Genomic DNA, 8,986 nt, shown 5'->3' with positions numbered 1-8,986 from the left:
ATGGCAGCCTGACCTTCGTTCCGGCAGCCGACTTCAACGGCACCATCAGCTTCGACTATGTGGCCCAGGACATCGACGGCGACACCGATACGGCCAGCGTCAGCATCGACGTCAACGCCGTCAACGACGCTCCCACCGGCAGCGATGGCACGATCAGCCTCAACGAAGACAGCAGCCACAGCTTCAGTGCTGCCGACTTCGGCTTTGCTGATCCAGACGTCGGCGATGCCCTGCAGGCGGTGCGAATCGATAGCCTGCCAGGGGCGGGTTCACTGCAACTCAACGGTACAGCGGTCACCGCTGGCCAGGTCATTAGCCTGGCCGAGCTGGGCAACCTGACATTCCGCCCCGCACCCGATGCCAGTGGCGATAACTACAGCGCCCTGACCTTCTCGGTCAGCGATCAGGCCGGTCAGTTCGCCCTCGTACCCAACACCCTCAGCTTCGATGTGACGCCAGTAGCCGATGCGCCTATCGTCACCATCGAATTGGGCGCAAGCAGCATCAGCACCACAACCATCACCACCGCCAACGTCGCAGCCAGCGGTCAGGGCTTTAGCGTCAGCGCCATCAGTCTCGACGGCACTCCAGGGGTGATTTCCATCAACGGCAGCCCCGTGGGCTTTGGCGTCGTGGGGAATGCCTCCGGTGCCGACAACGAACTGGGCCAATCTGGCGACCAGTCCGAACGCATCGTGGTGGACTTCGATGCACCGGTTGCGAGCGCGACCGTGAGCTTCGCCTGGCTGCACACCGGCGAAAGGGCAACCTATGAGCTTTTCGACAGCGCCGGCAACCCCATCGGCAGTGGCACAATCGCCGGGCTGACCGATGTCGTCGATCCGGCCATCACGCTGACAAGCGACAACGGTACGGCGATCAGCCGAATCGAGTTCAGCGCTCCGGGCGCTGGAGATGACTACCTGATCAACTCGATCGAGTTTGTTTCCAGCATCGGCTATCCGTTGACCATCACGGCCACGCCGACGGATATCGATTACTCCGAGTCGATTGCCAGCATTACGGTTGCAGTCCCTACAGGTGCCAGCCTCTCTGTCGGCACCAATAACGGTGACGGCACCTGGACGTTGCCGCTGACCAGTGCGGGCGGCTACTCCGTGGTGGTTGACCCCACCACCAAGGGCGTAACCATTACCGGCCTGGAGATGACTGTCCCGGGTAACCCGGTTGGCAGCCTGAGCGTCACCGTAACCGCAACGGCCCAGGACGGGGCCGACACTGAGTCGACCTCCAGCACCGTCACCATCGGCGATATTGGTGCGCCCGAGACCAATGCGCTAGCCGTCGTTGCCAATGAGGACACCTCGGTTGTCGTCACGCTCAGCGCGACCGACGCATCGAGCAGCATTGCCAACTTCACCATCACCAGCCTGCCGAGCAACGGCACACTGATCTACAACGGCCAGGCGGTCCTGGTTGGTCAGGCCATCCCGGCTATCGGCAACCAGGCCAACCTGAGCTTCATGCCGAACGCCAACTGGAATGGCAGCACCGACTTCCAGTACCTCTCGAGCGATGTCGCCGGTAACGTGGATCAAACGCCGGCCAGCGTGTCCATCGTGATCAACCCGGTCAACGATGCGCCGGTCAACCAATTGCCGGCTGGCTACACGACCAATGAAGACACCACGCTCAAGCTCAGCGGACTTTCGGTGAGTGACGTGGATGTCGATGCGGGCAGTATCTCGGTCTCCCTGAGCGTGAGCAGTGGCCTGCTCAGCGCCAGTTCGAACGCAGGCGTAAACGTCACGGGCTCCGGCACCGGCAATCTGGTGCTTAGCGGCAGCCTGGCGGATATCAACGCCTACCTCGCCGACGCAGCCAGTCAGCCGGTGTTTACACCGGTCGCTGACGCCAGCGGCAATGTCACCCTGACCATGGTCAGCAATGACAACGGCAATACCGGTGCGGGTGGTGCGCTGATCGATACGGACATCAGCACCATCAGCATCAACCCGGTCGCCGACGCCGTGCCCGGCAACGATGTTTCGCTGGTTATCGGTGTGCCTGTAGTCAACACGATTAATCTCAGCTCAGGCAGCAGTGGTCTTGCCGGCCTATCAAGCTACACACTGCAGAACGGCATCACCCTTTCCACCGGCAACCCCAATACACCTTTTAGCTGGACGAATGGTAGCAAGCTGGCAATTACTTCCGGCGGTGGCGATAACCGAATAGACGGTTCAGACACCATCACGATGACCTTCCCCTCCGGCATGCAGTACATGGCCATGGGGCTTAAGAATGCTTCCGATGACTCCCTTTTGGTCCGCAGCAGACTCGAAGTTGGCGACCTTACCAGCGGAACCCTCTCCGGCACCATCACGTCGACAGGAGGGAGCTTCTCGGCCTCCTCGCTCAAGGTCAACTTAGTGCTGGATGTCGTTAATGGCGGCACCACCAGCACCGTGACCCTGGTCGCTACAGTGAACCCGGGCGGCACTTGGTCGGTATCCTATAACGGCGTTAGCGGGACCATCACCAAGGCAACCGTCGAGTCATATATCGACGGCAGCAAGTTCAACCAGGGCGGCAATGGCTCGGCAAACTTCACTTACTCGATCAGCTCAGACATGCAAAGCATGTCCATTAGCCAGGACACCAGCAACACCTACTCGCAGAACAACAACGGCTTCCAGATCGACTATATCGCTCTGGACGCGAGTCCGACCGGGCTGACCAGCTACACCTACCCGATCGACCTCTACGCCGTGGTACAGGACACCGTCGGCACGGCGGAAACCTTTACCGGCCTGAGCCTGAGCGACCTGCCAGCGGGTACCACTCTCAGTGTGGTGCGCGCCGATGGCAGCTATCTGGAGATCACCCCCAACGCCCAGGGCGAATATGACTTGAGCGCCTATACCGCTCTACTGAACACGCCGACCACCACATCGGGCACCGACAAGCTCTACCTGGTCACCGAAACGGCGCTGCCCAGCGGCTTCGTCCCGACCCTGACAGTGGAGGTCAGCGACGGCGGCACCAGCAGCGCCAAGACCATTATCGGCGGCTCTGCCAGCTCGACGCTGACAGGCGGTGATGGCAACGACTATATCGATGGCGGTGCCGGCAACGACATCCTGATCGGTGGCGAGGGCGACGATATTCTCCTCGGTGGCAGCGGTGCGGATACCTTCGTCTGGCAGGCCGGGCATAGCGGCAACGACGTAATCAAGGACTTCAACACAACCGAAGGCGACCGCATCGACCTGCGCGATCTGCTGCAGAACGAAGAAAGCACCAGCGACATCACCCAGTACCTGCGCGTGGATACGGCCACCTCGACCCTGTTGATCAGCAGCACCGGCGTGCTCAACGCCGACGGCAGCAATGCCGACGCCAGCATCAAACTTGAGAACAACGGCACGCCCGTCAACCTGAACCCAGGTAACCTGAGTCCGTCCGATCTGGTCAACTCGCTGATCGCCGGGGCCGACCCGATGATCAAGACCGACCATATCTGATAGACAGAACCCCGCTACCATAAGGAGCGGGGTTGTTTATCCAGGGTGGCCACTAAGGCAAGGAGCGGTCGATGCTGTATATAAAGCGTGATGCGTGGGGCAACCTGCAACAGGTTGAGGCCGCGCCCTTCGAAGGCATGGATGGCGAGTTGGCGGCGGACAGTCAGGAGGCTCAGGCCTGGTATGCCAACCAGAAGGTCGAAAGCAGCCTGCTGCAACTCCAGCAGAGCGATCTGGACATGATCCGGGTGCTGGAAGACCTGATCACCGTACTGATCCGCAAGGGTGTGGTACGTATCACCGATCTGCCGGAAGCGGCGCAGAGCAAACTGGTCGGCCGCAGCAAGGCGCGCGATGCGCTGGGCGGCTTGCATCGCTTGATCAATGATGATGAGTCGGAGCTGATCTAAGAACCTGTTTACGATCTGCTGCGCGTCGGTCCTGCTGCGTTGCAACGACCAACGGGAGTAACAGCCGCAGGCTGGCCCGGAGGGCGAGCAAAGCGAGTCAAAACAGGCTCGGAAAGCCGCTTGCGGCTAACGCGCTACAGCGCGGTCCTAAGGGCGAGTGAAACGAGTAATGCTCATGTACAGCTCGTACACTCCGCCTCCTCGCCTGTTTTCTGCCTTGCAGGACTCTAGCTTGCGAGATCGTAAATAGGCTCTACCGCCTCGACACACCGAATCCCCCAATAGGGGCCGGCTTGCCGGCCCCTATTGGTTTTGGCTCGGCCCTATGCCCAGGGCCCCGGCTCGCCGAACAGACGCCCCTGCACGCCTTCGATACCCATGGCGCGCAGCACCTGCCACTCCCCTGCGGTTTCCACCCGCTCGGCGATCAGCGGCAGGTCGATGCTGTTGGCCGCGCGCTGCATGGCCTCGATAAACAGACGCTTGTCGTTTTCCTGGTCGATAGCACGGATATAGCTGCCATCCACCTTGAGATAGGCCAGGCCGAGCTTGGCCAGGTTGCCGATCATGCTGAAGCGCCCGCCGAAATGCTGCAGGCCGAGGCTGAAGCCCAGGCCGCGCAAACGCTGGGTCAGGGCCTCCAGCTCAGCCTGTTCGGGCAGCTGGTCCTCATCCAGCTCCAGGCTCAGACGCGGGCCCAGGTGGCGGTATTGCTGCAGTAGCTCATACAGCCGGGCCAGGGCCTGGGGCTCGCGTACCGTGTGGCCGGACAGGCTCAGGGCCACCGCGGCACCATGGTTTTCCATCTGCTGCAGCACCTGTTCGAGCATGGCCAGATCGAGCCGGCTCGACCAGCCGAAACGCTCCAGCCAGGGAAGGAAGCGCCCCGCCGCCAACAATCGGTCTTGCTCATCGAGCAGCCGCGCCAGCACCTTATGGTGCAACACCCGCTCCGGCTCGTCGGCGGCCACCACCGCCTGGAAGAACAACTGCAAGCGGCCCTGTGTCAGCGCCTGATCGAGCAGGCGGTACCAGTTCTGCCGCTCATCCACCGCCGCTGCCGACACCCTCGTCGCGCTGAAGGCCCAGTTCGGCTGGGCCTGGCTCGCGGCCTGAGCCAGGGCGGCATCCAGGGCGCGATAGAGGTCCTGCGGCTCATCGCCCGGGGCAAAGGCGCTTAGGCCGAGGTGGGCCACCGGCAGGCAATCGCTGGCTCCGGTCTGCTGCAGGCTGAGCAGCGCACGCTCGAGATCTTCCGCCAACTGCTGGGCCTCACCACGCTCCAGGCCCGCCGCCAGAATGGCGAACTCGCCGCCACGGTTGCGCGCCAGCACAAAGCGCCCCTGGCTCGACTGCTGCAACAGCTCGGCGACGGCCTTGAGCAACTGGTCGGTACGCTGACCGCCGAGACGCTGGTTGAGCCCGGCCAGGTCGTTCAAGCGCAGCAGCAGGAGAAAACCGCTACAGGCCTGTTCCTCGACGCTCAGGCGAGCATGCAGTTGCAGATCGAAATAGCGCCGGTTAGCCAGGCCGGTCAGGCTGTCCTGATAGGCCTCGGCGCGCAGCACCTCGCTGCGGGCGGCCTCCTCGGCGAACAGCGCCTTGAGCTTGCCGACCATCTGGTTCATGGCATTGACCACCCGGCGGAACTCTGGAGTCTTGGGCAATTCCGGCAGGCTGAGGAATTCGCGGCGGGCGATGGCGTTGGACTGCTCGACCATATAATCCAGCGGGCGCAACTGGCGCTTGAGCAACAATACGCCGAGACCGACACAGAACACACCGCTCAGGGCCAGCCACAGCAGATTGCCCAGGGCGCTCTGCCAGAGTTTGCCAACCGCGAACAGCGGATGGCTGATCACCTGCACCTGGGCGGCCTGTCGCCAGCCGTCGCTGACAATCGCGTCACCGCGGGCCGGGGCCAGATCGACCAGGCGGGCAAACCACTGCGGGGCTTCCCCCGAGACCGGAGCGCCGATGCGCTCGACCAGCAACTCGCCGCTGGCAGGGTCGACCACGCGAATGCTCTCGAAATAACCACTGTCGAAGATCGAGCTGACCATCAGTTCGATCATCGCCACATCATCGACATGCGGGCTCAGGGACAGGCCCAGGGCGGTGGCGGCATCCTGGGCGTGGGCACGCAGCTGGTTAACCTGCTGTTCGCGGGAACTCTCCACGCTGACCAGGAAGCTGCCGGTGAAATTCACCAGCATCAACACGCAGATGGCAATAAACAGCTGCTTGAACAAAGACATCAGTGACTCCCGCTAGGCACGCTCAAGGGAAACCCTCGGCGCGCATCTTTTTCAACAGATCCTGCCAGCGCGACAGCTTCTTGCTGTCGCCCACCTGCTTGCCGCCACCGGCACCGGGTAACCACAGGCCTTCGGCATTGAAGGAATACACCGGTACCAGGTCACTGCGCTGACTGGCCGGCTCGATGGCATCAATCAGGTTATCCAGCACCAGCGGCATGGCCAGCGGATGGGCGTAATAGGTCAGCACCATATGGGCCTGATTCAGGCGCACCGCCTTGACATAGGTGATGCGCAGCTTGTCGCTGGGCACGCCGAGCTGGCGCAGGCTGAAATACTTGGCAAGCGCATAGTCCTCGCAGTCGCCGGCCCCACGCCACAGCGCCTCGACCGGCGTGGCCCAGTAGTCCTGCACCCGCCATATGGCGATATCGTCACGAAAGCGCAGACGCAGATTGAAGAAGCGATTGACCGCCTTGAGCTGCTCCAGCTCATCGGCTCCAGCCTGCTCCTGCAACAGCCGTTGCCAATCATTGAGACGCGCGCGGCCCTCGCCCAGGGGGCCATACAGCTGCTCGGCCCGCGTGGTGATATGGCCGAAATCCCAGTCGGCACGCAACATGCCCGCCGCCAGGACGAACAGCAGCGCAAGAGCCAGCGCGGCTTTGCCTCCAGAAACACGCAGAATTTCGATCCAGCCCGACTGCACGCCACGACTTCCACCACAAGATGGCGGCCATGGTGCGGGCCACGCTGGCAAAAGGCAATCACGGTTGGACGGCGGCCGGGGGCCGGGGTGGTGTTTATCGCCATCGCGGTGGCACACAGCCCGATGCCGATGAGCGACCGCGAGGAAGAGGTTTAGCGGGGACAGTTCAGGCCCTGGGCAGGCCCTGGATATGCAGCACACCGAACAGCAGCACCTGGGCCCGTTCCAGCCAGGGCTGCGGACGCCCCTGCAAACGCTGACGAAACAGCAGCACCTCGCCGACATGGGCCAGCAACACCGCCGCAGCGGCCAGGTTGACCGGCCAGAACCAGGCCTCGCCCAGAGGTACGAACAGATTGGCCAGCGCCAGCAGCCAGAACATGGCCAGCGCGCCCTTGGCAAAACTCAGCAGATGCATCGGTAGACTCCTCGCGTGCAATGGAAGCACCGAGGATGCCGCAGTCGAGCCGCGCTGCCCGCTGGACTTTGGTTGAGCCATATACCGGCAGCCGCCGCCCCTAGGCTGCGGCCGGGCGCAAGGAGCTATAGAGGGAAGATGGCGGCTTCAGCCGTAGGCCGCAGCCGCCTGGTTGCACCGGCCCTGCGGGCCACTAGCAGGCTGTTGAAAAACTACCTGCGTTGCCATCGCGGCGTTAAAAACAGGCTCAAAATGCTCATTTACAGCTCGTAAACTGCGCTTTTTCGCCTGTTTGTGCCTTGCGCTGGCTGCCTCGCCAACGTTTCTCAACAACCTGCTAGTTGCGCTGCTGTTCCCAGCCACGCCGATTATCGCCGCGTTGCTCGGCCCCCCGCTGGCGGCCATCCTGACGGCGCGGCTGAGCATTTTCCTGACGCTGCTGACGTGGCCGCTCCTGCCGGCGCTCGCCGCGACCCTCCCAGCTGGCCGAGCGCTCTATGCCGCGGTATTTGTGCCCATTGGACTGATAATGGCGCGGCGCGGGGGCCGGCACATAGCGGCGCGGCGCATGCCGATCATCGTTATAACGGCGACCGTCATAGCGATGACCGTCATGGCGGCGCGCGTCATAGCGGTAACTGTCGTGCCGATAGTGGCGTGGCACCACATACACCGGTTGGCGCGGCACATGGTAATAGCTGGTCGAATAATGGCGGTCATAGCCGCGATGGCCATAGCCACTGCCGCCGTATACCGCACAACCGGTCAGGGTCAGCCCCAACAACGCGATAAACATGGATTTAAACAGCATGCTGGCCTCCGTACCGCCAGTGGATAAAAGGCCAGCAAATGCTGGCCTTCTGGAACCGCTGCAATCGAACTTGCGAATCAGCAGCGACCTTTTTTCGCCTGCCCTGGCGGGCAATGGGGTGGACCGCCACCGCTGTCGCCGATATCGATCCCGATGCCTGGAAGACGCAGGCTACAGCCCTGTACGCTGACGGCCAGGATGGCGACCAGAAATAAGCTCAAATAAGTTTTCATCAGCAACGCCCCTGCATACGTAGACCCGGTGGACAATGACCACCATTGCCACCGCCACCGCCATACCCCACATCCACCCGCACAGGTTCACCGATGCGCGCATGCACACCCGGCGCGCTGAAGGTACAGCCACCAAGCAACAGCACTAAAGCCATCAGAGTTAGAACACGCATTGCGATACTCCTTGAATTTTCCACAGGCATCAGGTGCCTGCGGCTACCTTGGCTCCCATAAACGGAGCGGGTATGAACTTCGACAGCGCCGGAGCGCACCTGTTCAATTGCCTGACAATAGAGAACCAGCCCGCGCCCAGACCAACCCGCCAAGCCCAGCGGCCACCCCCATACCCGCACTTTATTGCGGCACACCCAACCGAACACGCACCACAACAGCGCAATTACCCCAGGACTCAATCGCGGGGTACCCCACTCGCACCCCGCGCCAGAGGCTTGCGGGGCAACTGGCACGATGTTCGCTTAGTAACCAGCGTGCAGGAATAACCCGCCATGCGGGATCGCGGCACCACAATTTGCAATAGCCGACTAGGGTTCCGGGCCGCCGATCAGAGGATCGACGGCTGGCTGGTCCGAGAGTTGGCGACCTCCTTCGAGGTTACACGGCGGGATAAAAGCCCGGGAGAACGCGCCCCAGCGATGGGG

8 protein-coding genes and 1 riboswitch are annotated in these 8,986 nt (G+C 62.3%); of the genes, 3 read left to right on the top strand and 5 right to left on the bottom strand.

Features of this window, described 5'->3' with window-relative positions; translation table 11 throughout:
• Positions 1-3,488, top strand: a 3,488-nt coding sequence (locus tag AACY13_RS05865) for a beta strand repeat-containing protein (protein WP_339459961.1), incomplete at its 5' end; no start/stop codon positions are given.
• Between the two features lie 71 nt (positions 3,489-3,559).
• Positions 3,560-3,898, top strand: a complete 339-nt coding sequence (locus AACY13_RS05860; RefSeq protein WP_339459959.1) for a tryptophan synthase subunit beta — start codon at positions 3,560-3,562, stop codon at positions 3,896-3,898.
• Positions 3,899-4,221: 323 nt separating this feature from the next.
• On the opposite strand, the gene lapD is transcribed toward AACY13_RS05860, so the two are convergent.
• The 4 genes from lapD to AACY13_RS05840 all read right to left on the bottom strand — a co-directional run bounded on the left by lapD (position 4,222) and on the right by AACY13_RS05840 (position 8,094).
• Positions 4,222-6,156 carry a cyclic di-GMP receptor LapD gene (gene lapD, locus AACY13_RS05855; protein ID WP_339459957.1) on the bottom strand — a complete coding sequence of 645 codons (1,935 nt, stop codon included), beginning with the start codon at positions 6,154-6,156 and terminating at the stop codon, positions 4,222-4,224.
• A 22-nt stretch (positions 6,157-6,178) separates the two neighbouring features.
• Complete coding sequence (gene lapG / locus AACY13_RS05850) at positions 6,179-6,841, bottom strand: cysteine protease LapG (protein WP_445262534.1); 663 nt, start codon at positions 6,839-6,841, stop codon at positions 6,179-6,181.
• Positions 6,842-7,031: 190 nt separating this feature from the next.
• The gene (locus AACY13_RS05845; protein ID WP_339459956.1) at positions 7,032-7,283 is read right to left on the bottom strand and encodes a DUF1145 domain-containing protein; all 252 of its coding nucleotides are present in this window, start codon (positions 7,281-7,283) and stop codon (positions 7,032-7,034) included.
• Between the two features lie 337 nt (positions 7,284-7,620).
• Positions 7,621-8,094, bottom strand: coding sequence for a hypothetical protein (locus AACY13_RS05840; RefSeq protein ID WP_339459954.1), 474 nt, complete (start codon positions 8,092-8,094; stop codon positions 7,621-7,623).
• A gap of 38 nt (positions 8,095-8,132) precedes the next feature.
• On the opposite strand from AACY13_RS05840, the gene AACY13_RS22620 reads away from it, so the two are divergent.
• Positions 8,133-8,309 carry a hypothetical protein gene (locus AACY13_RS22620; protein WP_445262536.1) on the top strand — a complete coding sequence of 59 codons (177 nt, stop codon included), beginning with the start codon at positions 8,133-8,135 and terminating at the stop codon, positions 8,307-8,309.
• Between the two features lie 17 nt (positions 8,310-8,326).
• On the opposite strand, the gene AACY13_RS05830 is transcribed toward AACY13_RS22620, so the two are convergent.
• Positions 8,327-8,500: a hypothetical protein gene (locus AACY13_RS05830; RefSeq protein WP_339459951.1), complete on the bottom strand. Its 174-nt coding sequence runs from the start codon at positions 8,498-8,500 to the stop codon at positions 8,327-8,329.
• A gap of 358 nt (positions 8,501-8,858) precedes the next feature.
• A riboswitch (guanidine-I (ykkC/yxkD leader) is annotated at positions 8,859-8,968 on the top strand.
• The last annotated feature ends 18 nt before the right edge of the window (positions 8,969-8,986 follow it).

The sequence above is a fragment of the Pseudomonas sp. EA_105y_Pfl2_R69 genome (assembly GCF_963970915.1).
Taxonomy (GTDB): domain Bacteria; phylum Pseudomonadota; class Gammaproteobacteria; order Pseudomonadales; family Pseudomonadaceae; genus Aquipseudomonas.
Note: the sequence above shows the minus strand (reverse complement) of the source record. Positions and strands in the feature narration are given on the sequence as shown.